This is a genomic window from Halobellus ordinarius (assembly GCF_031823395.1).
GTDB lineage: Archaea > Halobacteriota > Halobacteria > Halobacteriales > Haloferacaceae > Haloquadratum > Haloquadratum ordinarius.
The window spans coordinates 188,467-213,248 of record NZ_JAVQKJ010000005.1 but is presented as its reverse complement, the minus strand read 5'-3'; the positions used below and the strand labels follow the sequence as shown (position 1 = coordinate 213,248).

General features: G+C 61.6%; 25 protein-coding genes and 1 pseudogene. 15 read left to right on the top strand and 11 right to left on the bottom strand.

Annotated features, from left to right (window positions below):
- Nucleotides 1-58: 58 nt before the first annotated feature.
- Entirely contained in the window at nucleotides 59-901 is an 843-nt protein-coding gene (locus RJT48_RS07680) for an ion transporter (protein WP_311171685.1), read from the bottom strand.
- Between the two features lie 366 nt (nucleotides 902-1,267).
- Here RJT48_RS07680 and RJT48_RS07675 point away from each other — a divergent pair, with 366 nt between their 5' ends.
- From RJT48_RS07675 to ddfA, 3 genes are all read left to right on the top strand, one after another.
- On the top strand, nucleotides 1,268-1,804 hold the full coding sequence (locus RJT48_RS07675) for a DNA integrity scanning protein DisA nucleotide-binding domain protein (RefSeq protein ID WP_311171684.1): 537 nt from the start codon (nucleotides 1,268-1,270) through the stop codon (nucleotides 1,802-1,804).
- Nucleotides 1,805-1,982: 178 nt separating this feature from the next.
- Nucleotides 1,983-3,236: a YlbE family protein gene (locus tag RJT48_RS07670; RefSeq protein ID WP_311171683.1), complete on the top strand. Its 1,254-nt coding sequence runs from the start codon at nucleotides 1,983-1,985 to the stop codon at nucleotides 3,234-3,236.
- A gap of 506 nt (nucleotides 3,237-3,742) precedes the next feature.
- The gene (gene ddfA / locus RJT48_RS07665; RefSeq protein WP_311171682.1) at nucleotides 3,743-4,045 is read left to right on the top strand and encodes a DdfA family disk-determining factor; all 303 of its coding nucleotides are present in this window, start codon (nucleotides 3,743-3,745) and stop codon (nucleotides 4,043-4,045) included.
- 45 nt (nucleotides 4,046-4,090) lie between these two features.
- Here ddfA and RJT48_RS07660 read toward each other — a convergent pair whose 3' ends face one another.
- Entirely contained in the window at nucleotides 4,091-4,894 is an 804-nt protein-coding gene (locus RJT48_RS07660) for a TrmB family transcriptional regulator (RefSeq protein ID WP_311171681.1), read from the bottom strand.
- 381 nt (nucleotides 4,895-5,275) lie between these two features.
- Here RJT48_RS07660 and RJT48_RS07655 point away from each other — a divergent pair, with 381 nt between their 5' ends.
- Nucleotides 5,276-6,076, top strand: a complete 801-nt coding sequence (locus tag RJT48_RS07655) for a TrmB family transcriptional regulator (protein WP_311171680.1) — start codon at nucleotides 5,276-5,278, stop codon at nucleotides 6,074-6,076.
- A gap of 63 nt (nucleotides 6,077-6,139) precedes the next feature.
- A complete protein-coding gene (locus RJT48_RS07650) occupies nucleotides 6,140-6,835 on the top strand; it encodes a hypothetical protein (RefSeq protein ID WP_311171679.1) in 696 nt (231 codons plus the stop codon).
- A gap of 114 nt (nucleotides 6,836-6,949) precedes the next feature.
- Here the strand turns inward: RJT48_RS07650 and RJT48_RS07645 are convergent, their stop codons facing one another.
- From RJT48_RS07645 to RJT48_RS07630, 4 genes and pseudogenes are all read right to left on the bottom strand, one after another.
- Nucleotides 6,950-7,927, bottom strand: coding sequence for a DUF7351 domain-containing protein (locus RJT48_RS07645; RefSeq protein ID WP_311171678.1), 978 nt, complete (start codon nucleotides 7,925-7,927; stop codon nucleotides 6,950-6,952).
- 441 nt (nucleotides 7,928-8,368) lie between these two features.
- Nucleotides 8,369-8,509: a hypothetical protein gene (locus RJT48_RS07640; RefSeq protein WP_311171677.1), complete on the bottom strand. Its 141-nt coding sequence runs from the start codon at nucleotides 8,507-8,509 to the stop codon at nucleotides 8,369-8,371.
- 25 nt (nucleotides 8,510-8,534) lie between these two features.
- Nucleotides 8,535-9,023 carry a type II toxin-antitoxin system death-on-curing family toxin gene (locus tag RJT48_RS07635; protein ID WP_311171676.1) on the bottom strand — a complete coding sequence of 163 codons (489 nt, stop codon included), beginning with the start codon at nucleotides 9,021-9,023 and terminating at the stop codon, nucleotides 8,535-8,537.
- A gap of 29 nt (nucleotides 9,024-9,052) precedes the next feature.
- Nucleotides 9,053-9,172: pseudogene (locus RJT48_RS07630) on the bottom strand (zinc ribbon domain-containing protein); the annotation flags it as partial.
- A gap of 107 nt (nucleotides 9,173-9,279) precedes the next feature.
- On the opposite strand from RJT48_RS07630, the gene RJT48_RS07625 reads away from it, so the two are divergent.
- The 5 genes from RJT48_RS07625 to RJT48_RS07605 all read left to right on the top strand — a co-directional run bounded on the left by RJT48_RS07625 (nucleotide 9,280) and on the right by RJT48_RS07605 (nucleotide 13,624).
- Nucleotides 9,280-9,639, top strand: coding sequence for a hypothetical protein (locus RJT48_RS07625; RefSeq protein WP_311171675.1), 360 nt, complete (start codon nucleotides 9,280-9,282; stop codon nucleotides 9,637-9,639).
- A gap of 3 nt (nucleotides 9,640-9,642) precedes the next feature.
- The gene (locus RJT48_RS07620; protein ID WP_311171674.1) at nucleotides 9,643-9,972 is read left to right on the top strand and encodes a hypothetical protein; all 330 of its coding nucleotides are present in this window, start codon (nucleotides 9,643-9,645) and stop codon (nucleotides 9,970-9,972) included.
- A gap of 722 nt (nucleotides 9,973-10,694) precedes the next feature.
- On the top strand, nucleotides 10,695-11,192 hold the full coding sequence (locus RJT48_RS07615; RefSeq protein ID WP_311171673.1) for a hypothetical protein: 498 nt from the start codon (nucleotides 10,695-10,697) through the stop codon (nucleotides 11,190-11,192).
- Between the two features lie 1,815 nt (nucleotides 11,193-13,007).
- Entirely contained in the window at nucleotides 13,008-13,289 is a 282-nt protein-coding gene (locus RJT48_RS07610; protein ID WP_311171672.1) for a DUF433 domain-containing protein, read from the top strand.
- A complete protein-coding gene (locus tag RJT48_RS07605) occupies nucleotides 13,289-13,624 on the top strand; it encodes a DUF5615 family PIN-like protein (RefSeq protein WP_311171671.1) in 336 nt (111 codons plus the stop codon). The genes RJT48_RS07610 and RJT48_RS07605 overlap by 1 nt, the downstream gene beginning before the upstream one ends.
- A gap of 331 nt (nucleotides 13,625-13,955) precedes the next feature.
- On the opposite strand, the gene RJT48_RS07600 is transcribed toward RJT48_RS07605, so the two are convergent.
- From RJT48_RS07600 to RJT48_RS07590, 3 genes are read right to left on the bottom strand one after another with little or no spacing between them, the layout of a single operon-like run.
- A complete protein-coding gene (locus RJT48_RS07600; RefSeq protein WP_311171670.1) occupies nucleotides 13,956-14,216 on the bottom strand; it encodes a hypothetical protein in 261 nt (86 codons plus the stop codon).
- Between the two features lie 52 nt (nucleotides 14,217-14,268).
- On the bottom strand, nucleotides 14,269-15,648 hold the full coding sequence (locus RJT48_RS07595; RefSeq protein ID WP_311171669.1) for an NAD(P)/FAD-dependent oxidoreductase: 1,380 nt from the start codon (nucleotides 15,646-15,648) through the stop codon (nucleotides 14,269-14,271).
- Between the two features lie 57 nt (nucleotides 15,649-15,705).
- Nucleotides 15,706-17,352: a hypothetical protein gene (locus RJT48_RS07590; RefSeq protein ID WP_311171668.1), complete on the bottom strand. Its 1,647-nt coding sequence runs from the start codon at nucleotides 17,350-17,352 to the stop codon at nucleotides 15,706-15,708.
- Between the two features lie 247 nt (nucleotides 17,353-17,599).
- Between RJT48_RS07590 and RJT48_RS07585 the strand changes: the two genes are divergently transcribed.
- The 4 genes from RJT48_RS07585 (at nucleotide 17,600) to RJT48_RS07570 (ending at nucleotide 21,671) form a co-directional block, all read left to right on the top strand.
- Nucleotides 17,600-18,619, top strand: a complete 1,020-nt coding sequence (locus tag RJT48_RS07585) for a D-2-hydroxyacid dehydrogenase (protein ID WP_345784736.1) — start codon at nucleotides 17,600-17,602, stop codon at nucleotides 18,617-18,619.
- A 383-nt stretch (nucleotides 18,620-19,002) separates the two neighbouring features.
- Nucleotides 19,003-19,620 (top strand): hypothetical protein, encoded by a 618-nt coding sequence (locus tag RJT48_RS07580; RefSeq protein WP_311171667.1) that lies wholly within the window; start codon nucleotides 19,003-19,005, stop codon nucleotides 19,618-19,620.
- A gap of 100 nt (nucleotides 19,621-19,720) precedes the next feature.
- Nucleotides 19,721-20,437: a ferredoxin Fer gene (fer, locus tag RJT48_RS07575; RefSeq protein WP_311171665.1), complete on the top strand. Its 717-nt coding sequence runs from the start codon at nucleotides 19,721-19,723 to the stop codon at nucleotides 20,435-20,437.
- An 88-nt stretch (nucleotides 20,438-20,525) separates the two neighbouring features.
- A complete protein-coding gene (locus RJT48_RS07570; RefSeq protein WP_311171663.1) occupies nucleotides 20,526-21,671 on the top strand; it encodes a CBS domain-containing protein in 1,146 nt (381 codons plus the stop codon).
- Nucleotides 21,672-21,727: 56 nt separating this feature from the next.
- Here the strand turns inward: RJT48_RS07570 and radB are convergent, their stop codons facing one another.
- Nucleotides 21,728-22,420 (bottom strand): DNA repair and recombination protein RadB, encoded by a 693-nt coding sequence (radB, locus tag RJT48_RS07565; RefSeq protein WP_311171662.1) that lies wholly within the window; start codon nucleotides 22,418-22,420, stop codon nucleotides 21,728-21,730.
- A gap of 125 nt (nucleotides 22,421-22,545) precedes the next feature.
- Here radB and RJT48_RS07560 point away from each other — a divergent pair, with 125 nt between their 5' ends.
- On the top strand, nucleotides 22,546-23,349 hold the full coding sequence (locus RJT48_RS07560; protein WP_311171661.1) for a hypothetical protein: 804 nt from the start codon (nucleotides 22,546-22,548) through the stop codon (nucleotides 23,347-23,349).
- 5 nt (nucleotides 23,350-23,354) lie between these two features.
- Here RJT48_RS07560 and larC read toward each other — a convergent pair whose 3' ends face one another.
- Nucleotides 23,355-24,770, bottom strand: a complete 1,416-nt coding sequence (gene larC / locus RJT48_RS07555; RefSeq protein ID WP_311171660.1) for a nickel pincer cofactor biosynthesis protein LarC — start codon at nucleotides 24,768-24,770, stop codon at nucleotides 23,355-23,357.
- Nucleotides 24,771-24,782: the final 12 nt, after the last annotated feature.

The following is a 24,782-nucleotide window of genomic DNA, read 5'->3' as shown; positions in this document are numbered from 1 at the left end:
TCCGATCAGTCGGATAGATCGACCGCAAGCGATTCTGCCAGCGTGGGGGGATGGCTACTCACTCTCTGGAGTCGCTTTCTTGATAGATGACGTGCCCACAGGCCTTGCAGTGTGATGCGTCCGGATCGTGATATTCCAAACCACACTGTGGGCAAGTGACATTGACTTTCTCCTTGGAAGTCCACTCCTTGACGAACTTGCTTGCCTGTCGGGGGATGACAACGATGGCGGCTAGTATCGCTCCCACGGTCACCCACCTGCCAGCGGTCGTGACTGGGATAATATCGCCAAACCCGGTCGTCGATAGTGTTATCACGGTGTAATAGAATGCGTCACCGAACGTCGTGACGTCAGGATTCACCGCCTGTTCGACACTATAGAACACCCCGGCAGACATAAACAGGAGAACCAATATCGTCAACAGGAACTGCCCGGCGCGCAGGGTGTTGTCCGTAACTGTTCCAAAGAAAAACTCCGCATCCTCGGTGAACCGGTAGAACCGCAACACACGGATAATCCGGACCACACGCAGAAACCCGATCTGCAAGGCGCTGATAGACAGCGGAAACACGAGTACTGCAAGCGTCGGTAGAATTGCGATCAGATCCACCATCGTGTATCCGTTAAAAAACTCCGCCTTCCGGTCGGGGGCTCCGTACAGTCGTGATATGTATTCCACAGCGAAAATGAACGCAATACCGACCTCGAGGTCCCACAAGAGACCTCGTAGGTCGGCGGCAATCGGGTACGTTTCGACGACGAAAACGCCGACAAACAGCAGATTCAGTCCCAGCAGGACGATATCGATCACCTTCCCCAGTGTTGTCCGGTGATCCAGGAGATAAAACTGAACTAACTCACGAAGGTTCCGTTCACTTGGAACGGATGCGTCGCGGCCCATATCCCACATCGTGGCCAATCGAACATAAAGAAGCAGCCGGAGCCAACGCTCGCGACGAGGCCGCTCCGATACTCCGTGCGAAAACCGGGTGAACTATAGTAGCGTTTGCAAGTTTTCGCTCATTTGATCGCACGACAGCATACGATCGAATGAGTAATCAGTTGCAAACGCTAGTATAAATTCGAATCGAAACGCTACGTTCACCGCCCCAGGCGTTTGCCCACGATTGATCAATGTGGGTATGTTTTTTTTTGCGGCCGGTAATTTCGTCCGATTAGTACTGCGTTACTCGATTAATCAGCACAAAGACGTATTCTGAAATTCGGGGGCTGCTATCCCTTCACCAACCGTATACATATCACAGGGATGATCGAGCCCACCTACAGCTCTGCGACGCCCGAGCAGAAGTCTATTGATGCAGACAACGAGGCGATACTCGAACGAATCGAGCGGTGTGTCAAGGACGTCAGCCTCGGATTCGAGCGATGGGACGATCCCTACGCCCGCGGACCCGGGCTCTATTTCGTCGTCGAAGGTAACGCTATGACCGAATTCGCGTCTCCGATGGGGTCGAACCGCTGGCCGGTCGAGGACTGTGCGACTGTCTTTTCTGAGACTGACACATTTCTCGAGGCGACACAACGAGTTGCGTTCTCCCACGACGGCGCGATCGTCGTTCACAGCGACGGCACGATCGAGGCGGCGATGGTCCGGGTCGATCAGCTTTCTTCAGCCGAATCCCGACGAACCGACAATCTTCCCTATGCGGAGTGGATGGGGACACGTCACATGAGTGCGCTGGAAACCTCGACCCGCGAGGAAGTGGTCGCAACGATCACACTTAGCGAAGAAGACGGGCGAGTAACGGTTTTCACCGATGGCGCATTCGAGGAGTCCCTCTAGTCGCGTTTGGGAGTCTTCGCTCATCCGATTGGATGCTCTCACAACCGGTATTGGAATTTAATTTGAATAATCTGCCCAATTTCGTTTTCACTTTATTTTGCGCACCGAGACGAAAAATTCTTTCAATTTCTCAAATAGAATTATATAGTCTCGAATCAATGTATACGAGAAATCAATTATGCTAGACGACTCTGCTACCCAGGTCGACGAGGCAAATCTCAACGCAGCGCAAGCTATGGTCTCCGCGGAACCAGTCTGGACTGACATCCGGCCAGCCATCGACGCAATCCCGGATATGCGCGAAGACCTCGTCCTCCACTCCGGACCGCCAATCCCCTGGGATCGGATGCTGGACGCCCAGAAAGGCGCCGTAATCTGTGCGGCACAATACGAAGGGCTCGCAGATTCCCCCGAGGAAGCCGAAGAACAGTTTGCAGCGGGTGAGATCGACCTGGCGCCAGCCCACGATCATCAGGCAACCGGCCCCGGCTCGGGAGCCATTTCAGCGAATATGCCGGTCTTCGTCGTTGAAGATCGAGTCTCGGGTAACGAAGGGTACTGCACGATCGCAGAGTTACTGATGGTCTTCGGCTGCTACGAAGACGACGCCGTCGCTAGCATCGAGCATCTCCGGGATACCATCGGTCCAGTACTCAAAGAAGCAGTCGACCGGGCCGACGGCATTCCCGTCAAACCGCTGCTGGCGAAATCACTCCTGATGGGCGACGAAGGCCACGATAGAACCACTGCCGGGTCAAATCTGCTCAGCGTCCAGATCGCGCCGGACCTCGTCAATTCCGACATCGACCAGGAGAAACTCGCGCAGTTCTTCGAATACATTCCACAAACAGAGCTCTTCTTCTTCACGTTCCTCAATATGGCCGCCTCGAAAGCCGTCACTCGCGCAGCCGAGGACATCACGCACAGCAGCGTCGTCACAGTGATGGCCGGGAACGGCATCGAATACGGGATCAAAGTCTCCGGCCTGGGGGACGAATGGTTCACAGGCCCAGCGCCAATCCTGAAAGGGTCCTTCTTCGGGGAATACACGCAGGCGGATGCTGCCCCGGAACAGGGCGATTCGATCGTGACCGAAACCGCCGGCTTGGGCGGATTCAGTCTGCCGGCGTCCCCGGCCCACATCGACGCCTGTGGCGAAACGATGGAACGCGCTCAGGAGGAAGCAAAGCGTATGCAGGAAATCACGGTCCTGGAAAACTTGACTCTCGACGTCCCGAATACGGATTCGGATGGTGCCCCCACCGGCGTTGATATCCGCTCGGTCGTCGAGACGGGTATCACGCCCTTCCACGCGGCTGGACTGGGCCACAAAGACCGCGGTGAGGGCTTCATCGGACTCGGAACTGGACGCGCGCCCAAAGTTCCATTTACGAAGGCAGCGCAGGCGTTCAAATCAAAATACGAGATTTGAACCCGTCTCGTTTGCGTTCTGCAGACTACAGAGTAGGGGGACGGGCATCCGGCGACCGAGTGGTCCGAACGGCCCGGAAGGTCGCCGCTTCGCTCGTCCGAACCGATGTGAACGCGCTCTTGATCGAGCCCTTCCCGAGCGCTGGCAGCCAGCGCGTAGCGCAAGCCCGGTGGCGGGACACGTCATATCCCCTAGGAGAATACGATGCCGACTGTCGTGACGATAGCCAGGATCAATTGTACTGGCGCACCGACGCGTGCGAAGTCAGTGAACTTGCACCCGCCTGGTCCGTAGACCATCTGGTTCGTCTGGTAGCCGACGGGGGCAAAAGCGGTGTGCTGGCGGCAAAGGTCACTCTTCGTTGGAAGTCCCTCGACTGACCACATTGGATTTGTGCTGTCTATTCTCTCTCGAGAATATCGGCCGTTCAGCGAACTCCAAAGATTGTTTTGAGGATATGGGTGAAAATCGAACGAGTCTTCCATCGTCTACTGCAAAACTGTCGTATGGAGTACGAGATTGGGGCTGGGGAGTCAGTAAGCACGGCCGTGGTGCGTGCGGTCAGCGCCGTCGAAGGCCGTGATCCACGGTCGCTTCGGCCGCTCGCGGACGTCTTCGATCCCGATGCGTTGGATACCCTGTTCGGTTCTCGGGGCGACGGCACCCCTCGACCAGGTGGGCGTCTCACGTTCGTCTACAGCAAGTGCTGTGTCACGGTCGACAACGGCGAGTATCTCACCATAGATCCGATCGACCCGCGAATCCGCGACGGACGCGGTCCCGACGTCGTCGACAGCGGGAGTCGGTGACGGGTCAGCGGCGGGGTGTCCGCCGAGAGCTCACCGCGACTGTTGTCACGAGGCGGGGTCCCGCTTGGTCAACAGTCCCTGTGCCATCAGTCGGCGGGCGATCACGACCAGTCCGTTCCCGAATCCCTCGCCGAAGATCGCCTGTTCCGTTTTCGTCTCCGGCATGATCGAACTCACGAGGATCGTCGAGCGATCGACCAGTAACAGCCGGCCGATTGCGGTCTCGTCTTCGGTGGCGTCCTCGCCGTGTAACCACTCCAGGCCCGAGACGAACGTCTTGGCATCGGGGACGGCCGTCTGAATCTGTTCTTGGAGCGGTTCGGTCACCGCCCCGATCAGCAACTCGACATCGGCCTCGACCTCGTTGAGAGTGGCGACGAGATCATCGGTCAGCAGCGATTCGTCGCCGACGACGAGGACGATCTCCTCGGTCGCCGTCCCGATGAGTTCCTCCGTCCGGTTTTCGATCCCGGTGTTTCCGGACATCGCCCACACCTGCTGGATCGGTTCCTCGCCGCCTTCGTCGACGATTTCGACCGTATCCAGGGCGTCGTGGAGGTGCTCGACGCGGGCCTCGTACTGGTCGCGGAGCGTCTCGGTCGCTTCGTCGAGGGAGACCGCGCGGAACTGTTGTGGGCTCGAATGCTGGATCTCGACTAAGCCCTGTGCTTCCAGCACACGGATCGCGTCGTACACGCGCGTCCGGGGAACCTCGGTCATCTCGCTGAGTTTCTTCGCTGAGCCCGTCTCTACACGTGACAGGCCCACGAAACACCGCGCCTCGTACTCCTTCAACCCGAGTTGCTGGAGTACTTCGATCGCCTCTTCTATGTTTTCGGATGCGGTCATTGTGTCCCAACCGTCCTGACTGAACGGGGTATTATCAACAGTTGATCGTGCAAACGGATAACGTTGTCACTCGGATCCTCACTCGGATATCTCCCATCTCGGCTGAGATCTCGAAATCCAGGATAATACCGGTCAACTAATGAGAAGTGGTAGACTTACTGTGACTCAGAAAATTACAACATTTCCCGAAGAAAGAGGCCGGCATCTCGTGGACGATATCGACCGCTCGTATCTTCACCCGTCTAATCACAACAAGTATATTCGGTTGAAGTCCGTACGTACCTCCAGCACGCAGTGCAGCACAGTGTCCCAACCACTCGCTGCTGCGTGCTGACCCGGCCACCTCGCGTGGTGGGGTTCGACGGAACATCCCGCTGATTGATGACCACTGACCCCACCCGAGACCCGCAGTCTGCCGCCGTCGAGCAACTCGAACAGTTCGGATTGAGTTCCTACGCCGCGCGAACGTTCGTCGCGCTCGCCGGCCTCGGCATCGGGACAGCCAGAGACGTCAGTCGCGTCTCGGACGTCCCCCGGACCCGCGTGTACGATGCCGTCAACGAACTACGCGACCGGGGGCTCGTCGATGTCCAGCAGTCCTCGCCCAAACCGTTCTGGGCGATCTCCGCCGAGAGTGCGGGTCGAACCTTCGAACACGAACTGCAACACCGGACGGATCTCCTCCGGACTGCACTGGCCGAACTGGAGCCCGTCGAGAAACAAAACGAGCAGCGCGGCGTCTGGACCGTCGATGGCCAGACCGCAGTCACCGAACGGGTCTTGGAGTTCTTCGGTAGCGCAGAGGAGGAGATCATCTATATGACCGTCGAGGATCTACTCACCGACGACCTGATCGAGGCGTTGAGTGACGCCGCAGAGCGGGACGTCTCGATCAAACTCGGCGGCGTTTCGGCGGACGTCCAAGAGCGGATTCAGGACGAAATCCCCGGTGCGATGATGTTCGAATCGCTGTGGGTCTGGTCGGATACGCCGGCGGGGCGGCTCATGATGATCGACGGACAGAAAACGCTCGTGAGCGCGCTCGTGAACGGTGTCGAGGCGAACCCGACCGACCCACGCTCGGAGACCGCTATCTGGGGCGAAGGCGAGAAAAACAGCCTGGTCGTTGTGCTGAAAGCGGTTTTCACGTGGCGACTCGATACCGACGATCCGGACCCATAATACCCCGGAGAAGCATTCTTCTCCGCATCTATATGCCAAATACCTGCGTCCCAGTATCCGGAAATGACGACAACAATCCAACTGACCGACAATACACGACAGCGCACAAAGACTCTCGCCGCCGGAGGGTTGACCCTCTCGGGTGTCGTCCTCATCAGCGTCTTTCTTGCGGCCGGCGGCGAGGCCGGCTACCAGAGTGTCCTCTTCGTCTGGACGCACGTGTTCGCTGTGATCGCCGCTGGGCTCGTTGCCGCCGCCGGGACAGCGATCCTGTACGCCGACGGGAGCCATCGTCTCGGGCTCGCGGGACTGCTTGGCACGGGCTTCGCCTGGCTCGCTACTGGTGCCGCTGCCCTTTGGGTACCCATCGCTTGGCAGGCCACTGTCTTTACACAGACCGGGTCGAGTTCCCTGGACACGTACCTCGCGCTGTTCTCTCCGTTCGGCAGTGCGTACTTCGTCGTCTTCAGTCTCCTTGTCGGTGCTAGCGTCGCCGGACTCGGAATCGGCTTCAGGCGAACGAATCTCGTTCACCGTCCCGTTGCCGGGTTCGCCACGCTCGTCGGCGCTGTCTCGGTGGTCTGGATGCTGTACGCCCTTGCAACCGCAATGGCCAACCCGCTTGAAGGCACGGCCGTGACTATCCCCCTGTTCGTCGTGCTGTGGCTTTCGGTCGTCAGTCTCGGTGGCTCGCTGTTCGTGAAAAACCGCTCGGACTACGGTGAGACGAGCTCCCGCGACGCGACCAGTGCCGACTGATACTGATTACTCTCACTGTTTCCCGCCGAGCGCCGCCGCGGGGGTGGCGCTCGGCGGGAAGAGACGGAAGTAATCAGTATGAGACGGAAGGCGTGATCTTCGTCGAAAAGCGCGTTAGGCCCCTGATTTTTCCGAGGATTCGCTGGACTGTCCGACGGTAGAGACGCTGAGCATCTCGTCAACTCGGACGCGGAGGGTGTCCCCGCCGACGGCGAACTCGTACTCGACGGCTGGTGGATCGACCGCCGTGACTTCCTCGGTGAGATCGCGGCTGAGCGCGAGGTCTTCGGCACCGGGACGTAGGGGATTGACGCCGTGGGCATAGAGAAAGCCGAAGACTGGCTCGGAATAGGCGAGTCGCCCCCAGAGCGTTCCCCACTCGACTGTGCCACAGACCCGACACTCGTACCGGACGCGCGAGGCGAACCGATCGCCACACGACGCACAGGCCCCCGCTGACGCGTCGTGGTCATCACACAGGACCAGTTCTTCGTCGATGGCTCCCGCACAGGCGGGACAGAAGCCGTGCAGCAGCGTCATATAGACGTGATTTCCCCAGAGGATGGCGTCGTCGTACAGCTCTGCGGGGTCGCGGTCGATGAGAGCGCTTGCGGGAATCGAGCCAGCCTGTATCGCACCCGGTTGTGCCATCGGACTCTCCGGAGCCATCCCCTCACAGTTCGTACACGAAAAGAGCACGATCCCGTCCTGGTAGCCCATCGTGATCCCCTGCTCGCCGCAGTACGGACACGCCCGGTCCTCGACGGGCTCGGCTTCGACGTACGGATCGTCAGTAACGCTGCCGGCCTGTACTGCCCGCGCGATGGTTTTCCCCGCATATGTGAGCGTGTACCCGTCCACCGAACGGGCGAGGAAGGGGCCGACGAGCTTGCCGAGATGGTAGTTGAACTGCCCCTTGTCGTCGAGATCGGATGCCTCGAAGAGGTCCGAAAAGGGCATCGGCGTCGGTGAGGGGTCGGGGGTCGTCGAACGGCGATTCCAGAGAATTTCGATAATTCGAACCCGGTGTTCGTTTGCGAGCGCTGTGAACGCCTCACCCGCGCGTGTTCCGTTGTCCTCGGGCCCCACCATACCGGTGCTAAGACAGGTATCGGAAATAAGCGTGCGGTCCGTGACCGTGCCCCTCGAAAGTCACTGCGTTGCAGTGGACTGCTCGATATTGGCGTACTCGGACTCGATGAGGTCTTTCATATCCGGAACTCGTTCCGGAACTGTCGATTGAGGGAACGAGTGGCAAGAGTGCCATCACCTTCTCGAACAGTGAGGGACCGTCCACGAACTCGCCGTACATATGGATGTGCGTGTCGGTCTCAGTTTACCATACAGAATCCCACAGAATGGGTGAGGAGATAACCGAGCGGAGAAGAATCCTTCTCCGAGTGGTTATGCGTGGATAGGACCTAGTATTGGCGTGAATCAACGTTCAGCAAATCAGGCAGAGATGACAGCATCGACTGCGGCAACAGTGAAGCTCGCGCTTTTGCGAACCGAGCACAGACTGACGTCAGAACGCTATTCGTTTTCGAGGGCGTCGTAAATATCGCGGTGTTCGTCCCGATCAGCCTTGGCGACGCGCAACACGAGTTCCCGACGAATATCATCCATCACGTCGTCGAGTGGTGTTTGTTCGCTTGTCTTCTCTTCGGTCGCCATATACAGCTTTTGACCACGAATCCGGTTAATCGTTCGGGTCCGATGATTCGTCGGACAGTTGGTCAAGTCCATACTCGACGAGGTCGCCTCGCCATCGTTCGACCACTTCGTTCAAATCGACTTCGATCGTGTGTGTTCGAAGGTATTCGACTGCGTCGTCCTCATCGACAGCCTGCTCGTCGGTGCCAAACTTCGTCAGTAGGTCTCTGATTTCGTCGTCGTAATCGAAGCGATAGCCGTTGAGAAGATAGAACACAACGACTGTGTTGAGCGCTGTCCGCTTGTTCCCGTCCACGAACGGGTGATTGGCGACTAGAAGCCGAAGCAGATGAAACGCCTTCTCGTGAATAGTCTCCGGAACCGACCCGAAGCTCCCTTCGCTGATGTACTCCAGTGCGAATTCGACATCTCCGCGACTCCGAATCCCCGGGCTGGTGTTCGGGTACTCCGAGACAATGTCCTCGTGGATGTCGAGGACATCCCCGACCGACGGATACCAAAACGAGTCGGTCATCATCGAAGAATCATGCCCGAGTACCCTATTGTTTTCCTTCTCCGAATATTCACCGCACCGTTCACGTCCGCGTTCATCGTCGCCTCGCACGACGAACAGACGTACAGGCCGCGCTCCACACGATTTGAGTCACGAATCTGCCCGGAACACTACCGGGCGAGTTTCTACTAGTAGGCTCGGTGAAAGTGAACCCGCCTTTGACGGGAGATTTAGGCACAGCAGTACATTCATTACATCAGCACGCTAAGTACTATATATGCCCGTTCGTATCGAAGAGTTCGAAACAGGCGATCTTCCAAGTGGTCCGAGCGTTCCCAAGCAGGTACTCATCTACTTGTATACGAATCGGGACAAGGCGTTCACCCGCTCGGAGATTGCGACCGGAGTCGAGGAAGATGCGAACACGGTTGGAACCGCGCTCTCCCGGTTGAAGCAGCGTAATCTCGTCCGACACAAAGGGGAATACTGGGCGATAACAGAGGATCTGGATCGGGTACAGGATACGTACAATCTCCATACTGCGACGGAGCAGCTCGACGACGAGGATGGGGGCATCGATCCGGACGAGTGGGACGCCGTTGCTCCGGACGAACCGCACCCGAGTGAACGGGACTGATAAATGCAACCGGAGCGGGGAGATGTCGTTCGGAGTTCCGACCCGTTCAAGCTGGGCGAGGAGCGCCAGCGTCCGTGGGTGGTCGTCAACAACAGTTCCCACCCGTTCGACGAGGAGCAGTTCCTCGCTGTCGCCATTTCGACCAAAGAGTACGAAGACTCGCTCGCGTTGCGTTCCGACGTGTGGGAAGTCGGCGGTGTTCCGCGGGAGTCGTTCGTCTCTCCGTGGGCGGTCCACTCGCCACGCATCGAAGATCTGGTTGCGTGGCAAGGTCGCGTTACCGACGAATTCGTCGATGCTGTCGTCAACGAAATAGAGACGTATCTCCGGTAATCCACGCATTTCCGACCTCGTTGTTTGCCGGAAGATCACCCGTCGTGAGTGCAGCACAAACGTACTCCTCGCCGGGATACGGTAGCTGCTCTGCGACCAAAACCAACCAGAGTCGTGGATTCGCCCTGTCTGAAGCCCAGAGGACATCCCTTTTCGATAGACGTCACTCACGCTGTTCAGCGGGTCGACCGCGTACTCCCGCCACTCGTCGTATTCGAACGGTGTGTCTTCGCGGGTTGCAGCGACTTCACCGGCGTGGGCCGTTACAGCGTCGACGCTCCGATCGTGATCACTGATTCGCCAGCACCGTCCTCTGTGGTCTACTCGCCCGCGTTCCCGGAGCCGTACCAGCGTCGGTCCAACCGGGCCACGCTTAACCTCGGGCGTCGCTGCGGTATCGGTCCGTGTGAACGCCTCGTTTGCACTCTCTCTGAGAAATTCGAGTATCTTGACGGCGTTCGTCTCATACTGATTACTCTCACTTGTTCCCGCCGAGCGCCACCCTCGTTGACGGCGCTCGGCGGGAAGAGACGAGAGTAATCAGTATCAGGCCTCGTTGTCCCTCATCGTCATCGATCTCCTCGAACCGATCAGGACTGATTGTCATATGTCTGTACTGCCTTTCGTGTAGATTTCGAGGTGTTCGTCCCGATAGCCTTGTCACCCCGAAGTACAAGCTCTCGCCGAACGTTTTTTGGGCGATAACGCGGGCACCGATCAACGTGCGCGAAACGATAGAGGAGCGAACCGTCAACGGGTGTAAGGCAACGTTAGTGTTTGATACGGGCGGGCCAGTCGGTAGTGATCACTTGCTGATCGTCAAACCGGTCGATACTCAAGAGGATTGGCTGGTGAATCGTTGGTTCTACTTCGACGAGCAAACCGAGGCGTACATATGGAACTTCGCCGAGAAGGTCTGTACCGACGAAGAGTATCGACAGCAGTCGCTGGAAGAAATGGCGGACTGGAAACGCGTCGCCAACCTGTATGAGCCCCTCGCTCGCAGGCTCTATCAGGAACTGTCCCAGTCCGAACAGAGTGAGTTCCCGATTATGAAAGACAGCTCCAGGCTCGATTCTGAAAAGTTGGACTCGCTTTGCGAAGAGCTGTTCGAGGAGAGCAAAGCCATCGTCCGTCAGGGAAAGGATCGGCATCCGGACGCAGTCTACGACGAGAAGGAAGCCGAGCTACAGCGGTGGCTCGCTGACGAATCTGCTTGATTCGGCCCGAGGGGCGCACTCGTGCGCCCTGGACACACCGGGACCTCTGTTCGCGGCGGAATAGCGGGTGGAGGACTATAGTAGCGTTTGCAACTGATTGCTCATCCGATCGCACGACTGCGTGCGTTCGTGTGAGTGAAGACTTGCAAACGCTACTATAGCGAAGCGAGCTATAATGTACGCCCGAAACACTACCCGACGAGAAGCTAGTACGCTCAGGACCGTGAAATCGAGCGGATGACGAGGTATCCCGCCCACTACCAAACACTAGTCAGTTGTATCCGGGGACCGAGCGGTCCGGAAGACCCGGACGGTCGCCGGGTAGCTCCCTTCGGTCGTCCCCCGAGCCTTTGCTCGCTACCGCTCGCAAAGACACCGGTTCACTCGCGCGAGCGGACGTGAGCGCGAGGCCACCGGAAAGGGCGGAGCCCCTGACGCAGGCTTTTGGTCGAGCGCAGTAAAAGGTCGATGTGCGGCCGGAACACTACCGGGCGAATTTCTACTAGTAGGCACGGTGGAAGTGTATTAGCCGACAGATCCGCATTTCAATCGTGGTGTTCGAGTCTATTCACTCGGTGAGGGGTTCGACCTAACGCTTATACAGAGCGGCGTACTATATCTTGGTACGATGGGACAGAATCGAGACGCTCCAACCGCGGAAGAAGTAGCCGAGTCAGCTGGCGGCGATGTCGAGACAGCACGGCGAGCATTATCTGCAGTACGCATCCGAGACGAGACTACTGAATAGTCTCTACCTCGTGACATCTAACTCTTCACCTGAATTCGAATATCAGCTCCAGACACTTGCACGAGCTGAAATCAAACCGAACAGTCGCCTGCGTGATGCAGACGAAATCCGTTTGAGCGCTGCAAAACGAACTGTCGATCAAAATTATTACGAGCTAGATGAATATATAGACGGAGACCTTCGGACGAATCCGGTGTTCATCTGTCGTGTAGATCGGGTTGAAGAGGAAGGATTCGAGGCACTTCGATTGCTTCATAACTATCTCGCGTCGCTTTACTCGCTCAACGAAGCGATTCGGGTCCTCTGTAACTGCTATGTGTCAGGATCTGTCGAATTAACGAGCGGTGATTTTACACCTGCGTCCGGGGGCAGTGATGAGTCCTATTATGGACGAAAGCTTGGGTTTCTCAGAGGTCTTCGGACAGATTTCCAACACGGTGGCTTCTCGTGTCTCACATTCAACAAAGTCGGAGATCTTGGTGACTTCGAAGGGTATCACGTTGTGTTTGACCGAGAAGCGTTCATCTCGGAGAGCGGACTAAGAGAGCCGAATCGGTTCATACGATGGACCAACGGAGCCGAACAACGTCATCCGATCAGTTATATCGGTTCCTTTCACCAGCAGACACTACAGGACTTTTACGACGATGTCGAGGCGTGGTTCTCCGCGAAATAAGTTTCTATGATTATTCACAAATAATTCTAATAGCATAATTAGAATATACGCCCGGAACACTACCGGGCGAAAATCTACTAGTAGGTGTAATGGAAGTGAAACGGACTGGAGCACGAGTATCCGGCGACCGAGCGGCCCGAAGGACCCGGAAGGTCGCCGGTTCACTCGCGCGAACGGACGTGAGCGCGAGGCCGACGAGCGACCATCGGGAGCGAGGAGTGCTTTTGGTCGAGCTTTTACCGAGCGAGCCGCAGGCTCGCGCAGCGTAAAAGGTCGAAGTGTACGCCCGAAACACTACCGGGTGAGAAGCTACTAGTAGGCTCAGTGAACGTGAAACCGGACAGAACCCCCAGTCCAGACGTTCAAGTATGATGGCGGCGTAGCCTGTGGTATGAGCCAAGTGACGAGACGTATCGTGCAGGAACTCCACGACGAGCCGCATCTCGAAGGCCGACGGATCACCGTTCAATTTCTTAGAGAACAGGTCGAAGAACGGGGACTCTCCCCAAGAACGGTTGCCGATCGCCACGACCTTGACGTGGCCGATGTCTATCGGGCGCTCACGTACTATCATGACCATCCTGAAGAGATGCGTACGATTGAACGCCAGCGGCAATCCGCAATCAAGGAACACGACCACTTGACCACCGATCCTGACGATGTGCGTGACTAATGGGGTATCGTATCCTCGCTGACGAAAACATCGAGCAGGCGACGATCAACTACCTGCGGAAACTCGGTCACGATGTCGAATGGGTCGGAGATGTCGAAGAACTCGGCCTTGGCGCTGGCGATGAATCGATCGCTACATACGGACGCGAGACGGATCGCCTCGTTCTCACGCAGGATGACGACTTCTTCACCCAGATGGACATCGAAAAAACCGCTGGAATTCTTTTCCAGAAGGATCAGACGCTTTCGGCCCAAGAGGTAGGCGACATCGTACACGAACTCTCCGAGTACATAAGTCAGTCCGACGTGACGCTCGAATACGTGAGCCGAAACTGACTATAGAGGCCTCTTTCATCGAATATATGAAATGTACGCCCGGAACACTAACGACCGGCCTCATCCCGGGGCTGCGTGCCGCGTCGGCCGGGAAACCCTCGTGTCGGGCGGTCCGTCTTTCGGGCGCGGACAGTCCACAGGTGTCGCACACCCGGGTTCGCCGTCGGTTCATCGCTCCCGTGGTGGGAGAACTCGGACGGGGACTGAGGGTGCGCACCTGTCTGTAGGGCATCGAGGCTCAAGGCCGTTCCGACTCCGGGAACGACGAACTCGAGCGTGGGGTGCGGCCTCCCGCCGACGCTGTCGTCCGTTCGATCGCCGCTCCCGAGCGTCAGCCGATGGTCCGTCGGTGGTACGCCCATCCCCACAGGAACGTCAGGACGAGCAGGAGGCCGATCGAGCCGGTGTTCACGAGAAAATCCGGCTGAGTAGCCATTCCGACCCGACCGAGCGTCCGTCTGGCGACGACGTTCGCGTACGCGACGAGTTCCTGCGTACTCACGAGGTGACGAAGCAAGTCCTTCAGATAGGAAGCCGAGACCGTCGCGACCAACGCCGCGATAGCGTGGGAGGCGCCCGTTCGGTGTGGCATATTGCACCGTCGTCGTGTCGGTGTGAAAATAGTTTCGCGAACTACCGCGCCGCTACACAGAGTACTCGGATTCGGTAAGCTGGACGTACTTGCCCTTCCGGTGGGAGAACTTCGTCCGTTTGTAGCTCGTGACCAACTTCGCTGCACCGAATCCCGCGCGGACGTTGCTCGTGTCGAACAGGCCGTACCCGTCGCTTTTGTCCATCAGTTTCTGTGCCGTCGAGAACGCCCAGTCCCAGTCGTCCGGGTCGTAGTCGCGGACGACGTCTGCCATCGCGACGTTCCGGAGGACCTCGTCGCCGATCGCCTCCTTCCAGCGATCGTTGTACGCCGAGAGATCACCGGTGGCGGCGAGTTCGCCCGCGATCGCCCCCGTTCGGACTGCCGTGTGATCCCCTCCTTCGTGGAAGGCCGACGTCGCCCCCATCGCACCGCCGACGACAGCGATTCCGGCAGCAGTCGGCGAGTCGATGGGTCGGGTGGAGGAGATGGAATACGTCTCCGTGCCGTTGGATTTCCCCCGGTCCTCGACCAGCGGGAAGTCCCCGGGGACGTCGTACTCGTCGCCGTACTCCTGTTCTAAGAGTCGGCGAAGGTACTCTTTGCCCTGGGGGATCCGCTCGTCGTCGGGTTCGATGAGCGGGTACGCCTCCCGGTTCTCGATATCGTCGAGATCCAGCCCGATCGGCATCGTTAGCCCGATCCGTGCCACGTTGTCGTCGTTCGGGAAGATCCACGGGTAGGCGGTGTGGCCGGGCATGTGGCCCCACCAGAACTTGATCGCTCCCGAAACTTCGGCGAAGACCTCCTCGGGCAGCCGACGGTGTTCCTGGTAGGCGATGTGGTTGGCCTCCCGGGTCGAGAGCCGCTCCGTTACGTCGAACGGCAGCAACTCGTCTAAGACGCCGTTCGTGACCTGTCGCTGTGGGCCGTCGGCGAGGATCAGGAGGTCGGCGCCGATAGGCTCGCCGCTCGCGAGTTCGAGTCGGTGGCGTGGTGACTCGTCGCGGTCGACCTCGACGCCACGGACCGACGTCCCCGTTCGGTAGCTTGCGCCCGCCGCCTCTGCGCGGTCGCGGAGGAAATCGTCGAACCGGGCCCGCTGCATACAGAACCCGAACTCGTCGTATGAGGATTCGATGCCGGTCGAACGCAGCGTTAGCGACTCGGTGGGGCCGATGAACTCCGCGCGGTCGAGCGTCCCCAGGACGACGTCGTCGGGCATCTCGTCGGGGTGAATGCCCATAATGTCGACCCAGTAGTCCAGAATGCCCGCCGCGTCCGTCGAGTCCGGGCCCAGTCGATCGGGTCGATCGGTCCGCGGCACACCCTTCTCCAACACCACCGCCGACGCGCCGGCCGACGCCGCGGCGTGGGCGGCCGACGACCCGGCGGGGCCGCCGCCGACGATCGCCACGTCGAATCGCTCCATATGTCCAAGCGATGCCGGTTCGGTATTATACTGTCGGAGGGACGGCGGGCGTCCGCTTCACCCGTTCGACGTCGCAGTAGTGGCTGACCCGTTCGCCGTCGTAGTAGTGGCTGTCGCGTTCGCCGTCGTAGTAGTGGCTGTCGCGTTCGTGGTGTTCCCCTGGACGATCCGGACGGTTTCGTTCCCGTAGATTTCGAGCGTTTCGACGACCGTGCCGTTCGGCGCTACCCGCTCGATCACGAGCGACGGCGTCTGTCCGTCGTCCCCGCTGGTGTCAGCAGGTTGTGTCGTCACGTTTCGACCTTCGAGGAAGGCGGTCACCTCCGGCGTCGTGCTGACCTCGTGGACGTCACTCGACCGGGCGTTGACGAACGCCGTGTACGCGATCCCGCTGCTGTCGGTCGGAACGACTCTGACTTCCCAGTAGAGTTGGCCGTCGACGACGACCGGGATCGGCTCGGACGGCGTGAACCGGTTCCAGTCGGTCGTCCGAGCCGCCTGGCGGACGTAGTCCGTGGCCTTTCGAGCCCCGAACAGCGATTCAGTCGGGGCGTACACCTCGTACTCGCCGGTCCGGCCGTCGATCGTCCAGACCTCTTTCAGCCCCTGGGCCTGGCCGTACGGTTCGACTGCGACGACGTACTGCGGCCCATCCTCGGTGAAGACGAGGAACGGTTGGTCGTTGTCCTCACCGGGAACGGGCGCCACCTCGACCTCGTCGCGGTGGCTGGTGAACGTGTTGACGATCCCGTTTCTGTACTTCGTTGCGGCGACTTTCTGGCGTGCTAACTCGAACGGGTAGAGCTTCTGTTCCTGCAGGGCCGGGTGGTTTCGGGCCGCCTGCGGCGAGAGATCCTCGACGGTGCCGTCGCGATCGATCAGGACTACGCCGCCCCATTCGGGCGTCGTGTACGGGAGCGGCAGCCAGTGGAACTCCGGTTTCGTGTACGGCACCGCGATGTGCTGTTCGCCCCCGTGGACGACCAGATACGGATCCTCGTAGTTGACCAGGTAGTTCCCCCGCTTGAGCATCGTGAAACGGTAGTTGTTGTAGAACGCCGGCCCGATCCCCTTCCGGAAGTCTCCGACGACGGTGTCGACCTCGGCATTCTGTTCCGTCATATCGACCAGGACCGTGCCGTGCTGCTGTTTCGTGTAGTAGTTGAACGCGCCGTCGGGCGCGAGCGCGTACGACCAGTACGGGGTTCCGTTTCGGACGGTGATGTCACCGTCGGTGACGCGGTACTGGGGGAAGTTGAGCGTGTTCGAGGCGTACCGCGAGGCGACGCTCTTCGGGACGACGCGTGGCTTCGTCGGGTCGGTCTCCGAGAGGTTCTCCGCCGAAGTCGCCGTGTCGATGGTACGCTTCCCGAGATCTTCGCCGGCCAGCAGACCGGCGCCCCCCGCGCCGACGACGAGGACGAGGACGACGACGGTGATCCCGATCTGTCCACCCGCCAGAGCGCCGAACTGTCGGCGAACGAAGAGCGTGATTCCGATTCCGAGCACGACAGCAAGGGGGACGATCGGCGTCGTGTAGATGCCGTAAACGATGCCGTGGAGCCACGGTCGGAAATACCAGGCGAGTACGACTCCAACGAGCGCTGCTGTCGCCGCCAGGACGGCCAGCCGTCGCGGACTCCGGGCCCGCATCCGAACCACTCGCTGCCAGATCGCGACGATGAGTTCGTCGAGGGAGGGCATACACTGCACCCTCGTGATCGAAGACGCATTACAGCATCGACATCGATCCGTGTGCGGTCCAGCCAAAGGCCTCCCAGGGTGGTGGCTCGGGGGTAACCGAGACGGCGGGCAGCGAGCCGAGGGCAGAACTACTTCCGCTGAAGATCCCGGGTCCCTATCGCGCCCACCCCGATCCGGTTCTCGGAGGTAGAACGGCGCCCGACCGAAGATACATACAGGTGGTGGACGCAGGTCACCGTGACTCACGATGGTGCCTGAGGATCCAGACGCCGTGACCGACGCCGCCGCGACGCCGACCGAGCAGCACGCTGCTGACGATCCAGACGTGGTCGTGCTTCGCCGCACCGCCAACGGTCTCTCGGCGGCTGACTACGCGCAGACGCTTCGCGACAGACTTCCGGAACGGGAGGTCGTCCACGCACGGACGCCGGAGGCGGAGCGGCGGTTCCTCCGGGAGGCGTCGATCGCGACCGGCCTCGCGATCGACGAGGAACTGCTCGCCGAGGCCGCCCACCTCGATCTGTTTGCTGCGACCGTCGCCGGGACTGACCACCTCCCGCTCGAAGCGTTCGAGGAGCGTGGGATTCCCGTGACCAACGCTTCGGGCGTCCACGCGACCCCGATCGCCGAATACGTGGTCGGGTGGTTGCTGTCCTTTTCCGCGCGCTTCCACAAAGCCGAGCGGCAGCGGACCGACGGGGAGTGGCGATCGTACCCCAAAGACGAACTCGCGGGGTCGACGGTGACCGTGATCGGCCTGGGCGCGATCGGGACGGCCGTCGTCGATCGGCTGGCACCCTTCGGCGTCGGGACGATCGGGATCCGGTACACGCCGGAAAAGGGTGGCCCAACCGACGAGGTCGTCGGCTTCGATCCGGTGGCCGTCCACGACGCGCTCTCCCGTTCGGAGTACGTGGTCGTCGCCTGCCCGCTCACCGACCTCACGGAAGGACTGCTCGATCACGACGCGTTCCAGACGATGCCCTCGGAGGCGGTGCTGGTGAACATCGCTCGCGGGCCGGTCGTCGACACCGACGCCCTCGTGTGGGCGCTCGGGGAGAACGCGATCCGCGGGGCCGCACTCGACGTGACCGACCCCGAACCGCTCCCGAACGATCACCCGCTGTGGGACTTCGGAAACGTCCACATCACCCCCCACAACGCCGGCTACACGCCGAAGTACTGGAAGCGGATGGCCGACATCATCGCCGAGAACGTCGAGCGTATGGAAGCGGGCAGCGACGACCTGCGTAACCGGGTCGTGTGACCCTCTCGTGTGAGTGGTGGACGGTGTGCCGCACCGATTCGGTCTTTCACGCGTTTTATAACTTCTGATTAAACGGGTCTCCGTGTGGATTGATAACATACCCGCTCGAAGACCTTGTTGGGGGACGACCGTTTCACAGTTAGCCCCACCGAACGTGCCCCACCACGCCGCGCGTCTCCCACAAGAGGGCGGGCCCCTATGGGCCGTCGCCGCCCGCCCTCGTCGTCTTCACGCTGCCTCCACTTTTTTGTAGACGTTGACCGTTTGTGCTGCTCTGCGGTTGTGTCTCCCGTGCTCCGTGCTTGCTCGTGAGCCCTCGCAGTCAGATTTAGGCGAAACAGTCCACCGACAGATCCTTACACGGCACGCCGGGAGTACCGCCGATGATCTGTCCGTACTGCGGCACCGTCGACGAAGAGACGCCGACGCCGACGAAGACGTCGAAGGGGACGACCGACGTACTCGGCGACTGTCCGGAGTGTGGGCGGCCGGTCTGGGCGTATCCGACCGGGAAATCGAGCGAGGCGAGCCAACTGGCGACGGTCAGAGAGGGCGAAACCCGCGAGGTCGCGCTCGCGGACGCCTACGTCGACCACGCGGGCGGCGCAACCCACGAGGACCGCGGCCGCACCGCCGACATCGACCGCCGGGTCGTCGACGAGGACGGCGACCTGCTGTACTTCCTGGAGATCAAGGAGCGCTCCTGTTCGGTGAACGGCTACCGGAAGACGATGTTCCCGTACGCGAAGATCGAGGCCGCCGAGCGACTGATCGACGAGCACGGTGCCCCGGTCCACGTGGTCCTGAAATTCCTCGACTGCTGGGCCCGGGACGTCGTCGATCCGGACCGTGACTACGAGTCTGGCGACGAGCCGTTCTTCCCCGGCTACCGCCCCAGCCAGGCCACGAGTGATCGACAGGTCCCGGTTCGGATTCCCGTCGAGGACCTCGAAGTCCTGTCGTTTCGGGACGGCTGTGAGGTCCTCGACGGCGGCCGGTGACAGCATAATCGGCGCACAGTAGTCCCCGAACCACGCTGTCGTTTCCAGCCAGGTCTTCTGAGGGGGAGGACTTAAGCGCGTTATGTCCTAAGACGGGCGCGTGGCGACGCCGTACGACGTCCTCGGGATCGATGCCGGCGCCGACGAGGCGGCCGTGGTCCGGGCCTACCGGCAACGGGTAAAGGAAGCCCACCCCGATCACGGAGGATCGCTGAAGGAGTTCGAACGCGTCAGGCGTGCCTACGAACATCTCTCCGCCGGACGAGACCCCGAGACATTCGAGACAGGAGCCGACGATCGAAGTGGGACCGAAGACTCCTCGGCGGCCGGCGATGGCGCGGAGGGAGACCGGGAAGACGGAACCGAGGACACAGACGACGACGGCCGGACGCTCGGGCCGACCGTCGAATATCTCGATTACGCGGTCATCGAGGCCCAGGGCTGGGCACTGAGCGACGACGACCTCTTCGAGAAGGCGGAGGCGGCGGACCTCGACGTCGACCGGTATGGGCTCTTGGTGATGGAGGACAGAGAGACCATCCTCGAAGCCGCCGAACGGTACGGGTTCTCGTGGCCGTACGCGTGCCGAGGCGGTGCGTGTGCGAACTGTGCCGTGGCGGTCGTCGAGGGCGAAGTCGAGATGCCAATCAGCACCGTTCTGACCGAGGAGATGAAAGAGCAAGGCGTCCGGCTTTCCTGCATCGCCGAACCCGTGACCGACGAGCTGAAAGTCGTCTTCAACATCGAGCGGTTACCGGGGCTCGCGGAACTCCGGCTTCCCGCGGAGGGGTTCGAGAGCGCCGGAGCGGGCGACTGACGCGGTATCCCCGCTACCAACGCAGTGAGAACGGGACGAAGTTTCAAGACGGCAGCCAGCGTACGGGCGAATGGAGGCTACTCCGACTATGGATATTACTGATATTGCAACTCCTGAGTTCGTCGAAGTCGATGCTGGCAAACGCCTGGGCAAGATCCGCGCGATATTCGAGCGCGAGAACCCCCGTGGGATCGTCGTGACGGAAGACGGCGAGTACGCCGGCATCATCGGCGAAAAGCAGCTGGTGCGGTCACGGATGGAAGATGACACGAAGGCCTCCGTCGTGATGAAGTCCGCGCCTGGCGTCGACCGCCACGAGGACGTCCGCGAAACCGCGCGGATGCTCGTCGAGGGCGACGTCAAGGTCGCGCCCGTCTACGAAGGTGAAAAGCTCTACGGCGTCATCACCAGCGACGCGATCCTCGAAGCAGTACTCGACAGCCTCGATGCGATCTCCGTCGGCGACATCCTGACCGAGGATATCGTCACCGTCGGCGAGAAGGCCAACGTCGGCCAGGCGATCAACAGACTCCGGGAGCACGGGATCTCGCGGTTGCCCGTCGTCGACGAGGACGACGGCACGCTCGCGGGCATCGTCACTACCCACGACCTCGTCGAGTTCGTCGTCCGCGACGACACGCGACAGGGCCGCGGGGACCGCCGCGGCGACATCGATCGAATGCTTGATCTCCCCGTCTACGATCTGATGTCCGCGCCGGTCGTGACGGCGACCCCCGACGAGGCTGTCGACACCGTCGTCAAGCGGATGTTCGAAAACGACATCTCCGGCCTGGTCGTGACGCCCGCCGACAACGAGGGAGCCATCGCCGGAATCGTCACGAAGACGGACATCCTGCGCGCGCTGACGTTCACCGAGGAGGACAGTATGGACGTCCAGATCACTAACGTCCGCCTCTTGGAGACGCTCTCCCGGGCGGAGGTCGTCGAGTCGATCACCTCCGTCGTCGACAAGTACCAGCAGATGCAGGTCCTCCACGCCCACGTGCGCTTCCACCAGCACAAAGAGAAGCTCCGCGGGACGCCGCTGATCCAGTGCCAGATCCGGCTTCGGACGAGTCAGGGACAGGTGGCCGGCAGCGGCGAGGGCTACGGCGCGGAACACGCCTTCCACGTCGCCCTCGATAAGCTCGAACGCAACGTGCTCGAAATCAAAGGTATCAACGCCGACGAGAAACAGCGCGGACAGCTCCTCCGGAAACTCGGCGAACTGTAGGCAGACGACCGCCGCTCCGTTCGAGCGCTGGCCGCGCGGGCCGTTCTTCTTCTCCGCTACTCGACGCCAGCGATCCCGTCTCCGGTGATCTCGAACGTCACCGACTCCCCGGCCGCTTTCGCCCGGTGTTTTTCCAGCGTCGCGCGGCGCTTGCCGCCGCGGAACCGCTCGAGCCGGACGACCGCTCCGGTCCAGTGTTCCAGGGTGTGGCCGCCGAGCGCCCGCGCGCGGTCGGTGTCGGGATCGGTGAACACCTGGTTCGTGATGACAGCCGCCAGATCGTGTTTTCGCGCCAAAGAGAGCAGGTGCGTCACCTGGCGGGCGACGCCGCGGAGTGACTCGCCGTCGTCGCTGTCGCCGGTTCGCTCCAGCCGGTAGAACCCGGTCGCACTGTCGAGGACGATGAGGTCGGCCCGCGGGGCGAACTCGGCGGCGTCGCGGACGGCCTCCTCCTGTTCCGCGAAGTCGTGCGCTTCCGAGATGATCAGCCGCGACGTGACGTCCTCGATCGACTGCTCGTCGTCCGCGGCAGCTTCGGCGAGCTGTCGGAACCGATCGGCGGAGAGGCCCTCCGTGTCGATGTAGACGGCCGTCTCCCCCGCGGCGGCGACGCGAACGGCCGCCGACAGCGCCACGTTCGTCTTCCCCGCGGCGGGCGGCCCGTAGAGCTGCGTCACGGTGCCGCGCTCGAAGCCCCCGCCGAGGAGGGAATCGAGCGGCCGGCACCCCGTGGTGAGTGCGTCGGACACGCGACGTCATCGGTCGGCTCCGGCGAAAAACCCCCCGGATCCGCGCCAGGATTCTTCGGCGTGTCCTCCCTGCGACTCCGACCTCGGCGCGATACCTTTTGTAGCAGGACGCCGAAACCCCGCCAGTGATCGTCGTCGCGACAGAGGATTTCGAGCTCTACCACGACGCGGTCGACGAGCTACGGGACCGCGGCGTGACGTTCACGACGCAGGAGCCCGGCGCGGACCTGCCGGATCGAACCGAAGTCGTGATTCGCTCGCCCGCGGACGACCCGCCGGCGGGCGGCGTGGAGTCGGTCGTCGCCACCGCCGAGGAGGCCCGCCGCGCCGTCGAGGAAGCGATCTCGATTCTCCGGGGCGGCGGCGGGCGAACGGTCGTCGGCGTCGACCCCGGGACGCGGCCGGGGATCGCCGTGCTTGCAGGCGAGACTGTCGTTGCCGCGTTCCAGGTCCCGCTCTCGGACGCCGTCGAGACCGTCCGCCGGGAGGTAGCGGACGCGCCGGATCCGCTCGTCAGGATCGGTGACGGCGCGCGATTGCAGGGGGCACAGCTCGTCAACGAACTCGACGACGTCACCGTCGAACTGGTCGACGAGACCGGGACGACGCCCTACCTCGGAACCGGCGCACGCGGGATGGGCGACGTCCTCGCGGCGGTCAACATCGCGCGCCTCTCCGGCGAGGAGGTCGGCTCCCGCGAGATCGAACCCACCGCGGGCGAACTCCAGCGGATCAAGGACCGCTCGCGAAAGGAGTCGCGGGACGACCGGACGATCGACGAGGGGCTCGCCCGGCGGGTGGCGGCCGGGGAGCTGAGCGTCGACGAGGCGCTCGCGACGCATCGGGAGCGCGACGAGGGAATGCCCACCGACGCCGACGACCGGCAAGGTGGTGACGAGGCGGCAGACGGCACCGGCGACGGAGCCTGATTAGCTCACTCCGCCGACCGGGCGGCGTCCTCGGCGCGACGCATCACATCTCTGACGGGGACGCCGGTCGCCTCCGCGACAGCGAGGGCGTCGTCGTACTCCGCGCTGTAGTCGTAGGGATCGCCCACGTCGTCGCTGGCGACCTTGACCGCGACCTCGTAGCGTTCGTCGTCGATCTCGACCGTGACGGTCCGGAGTTCCCGGTCGGCGACCCACCGATGCCCCGACCCGTGTTCGCGGACGCCGAGCGTGCCGGTCTCCATCGCCAGCCGGTTGGCGACCCGTTCGGCGTCCTCGGGGCGGACGACGACCTTCACGAGGTGGCCCGGCCGGGACTTCTTCATCGTCGTGGGGAGGACGCTCACGTCCCGCGCGCCGGCCTCGGTGAGCGTAGTCTGGAGGCTCCCCAGTTCCTCGGGCGTCGCGTCGTCGAGGTTTGTCTCCAGGACAGTGATCGATTCGCGGGTGAGTCCGCCGCCACCGTCGCCGACGAGGGCCCGCAGGACGTTCGGCCGGTTCGGGAAGTCGTAGCCGCCCGCCCCGTAGCCCGTGGCCGCGACGTTGAGCGTCGGGAGCGTCTCGACGCCCTCGGCGATGTGCGCGAGGATCGCCGCGCCCGTCGGCGTGAGCAACTCCGCCTCGACCGGGCCGCCGCGGAGCGACCAGTCGGCGGCGGCCGCGATCTCGGCGACCGCGGGCGCCGGGATCGGATACTCGCCGTGCGCCATCGGCTCGCTGCCGCCACCGGTCGCAAGCGGCGTCGTGACGACGCGCTCGACGTCGAGATCGTCGAGGAGGAGTGCGACCCCGACTACGTCCGCGATGGCGTCGTCGGCGCCGACCTCGTGGAAGGCCGTCTCACCGAGATCAGTGTCGTGGACCGCCGCCTCGGCCTCACCGAGGATTCGGAATATGGCTTTCGCGTCCGCTTCGACGGCCGCGGGCAGGTCCATCGATTCGACGATCCGGATCACTTCCGGGTAGGTTCGGTGGGGGCCGTGTCCCTCCGCGGGCGTCGCCTCTTCTGCGTGGTCGTGATCGTGCGAGTGAGTGTGTCCGTCTTCTGCGTGGTCGTGATCGTGCGAGTGAGTGTGTCCGTCTTCTGCGTGGTCGTGATCGTGCGAGTGAGTGTGCTGATGACTGTGTCCGTCTTCTGCGTGGTCGTGACCGGCGTCCTCGTCGTTGTCGCCTCCGCCGAAAGCGTCAGCATCTTCGGAGTCCTCTGCACCCTCCTCCGACAGCAGGACACTGACGTCCGTCGCGGCGATTCCGTGCTCGTCGACGGTCCCGACAGCGTAACGGACGTCGAGCGCCTCCTCGACGGGCGCGAGCACGTCTGGATCGGCGCCGGCGTCGACGAGCGCGCCGAGCAGCATATCGCCGCTGGCGCCCATCCGGCCGTCGAAGGCGAGTGTACGCATACAGGGCGATTC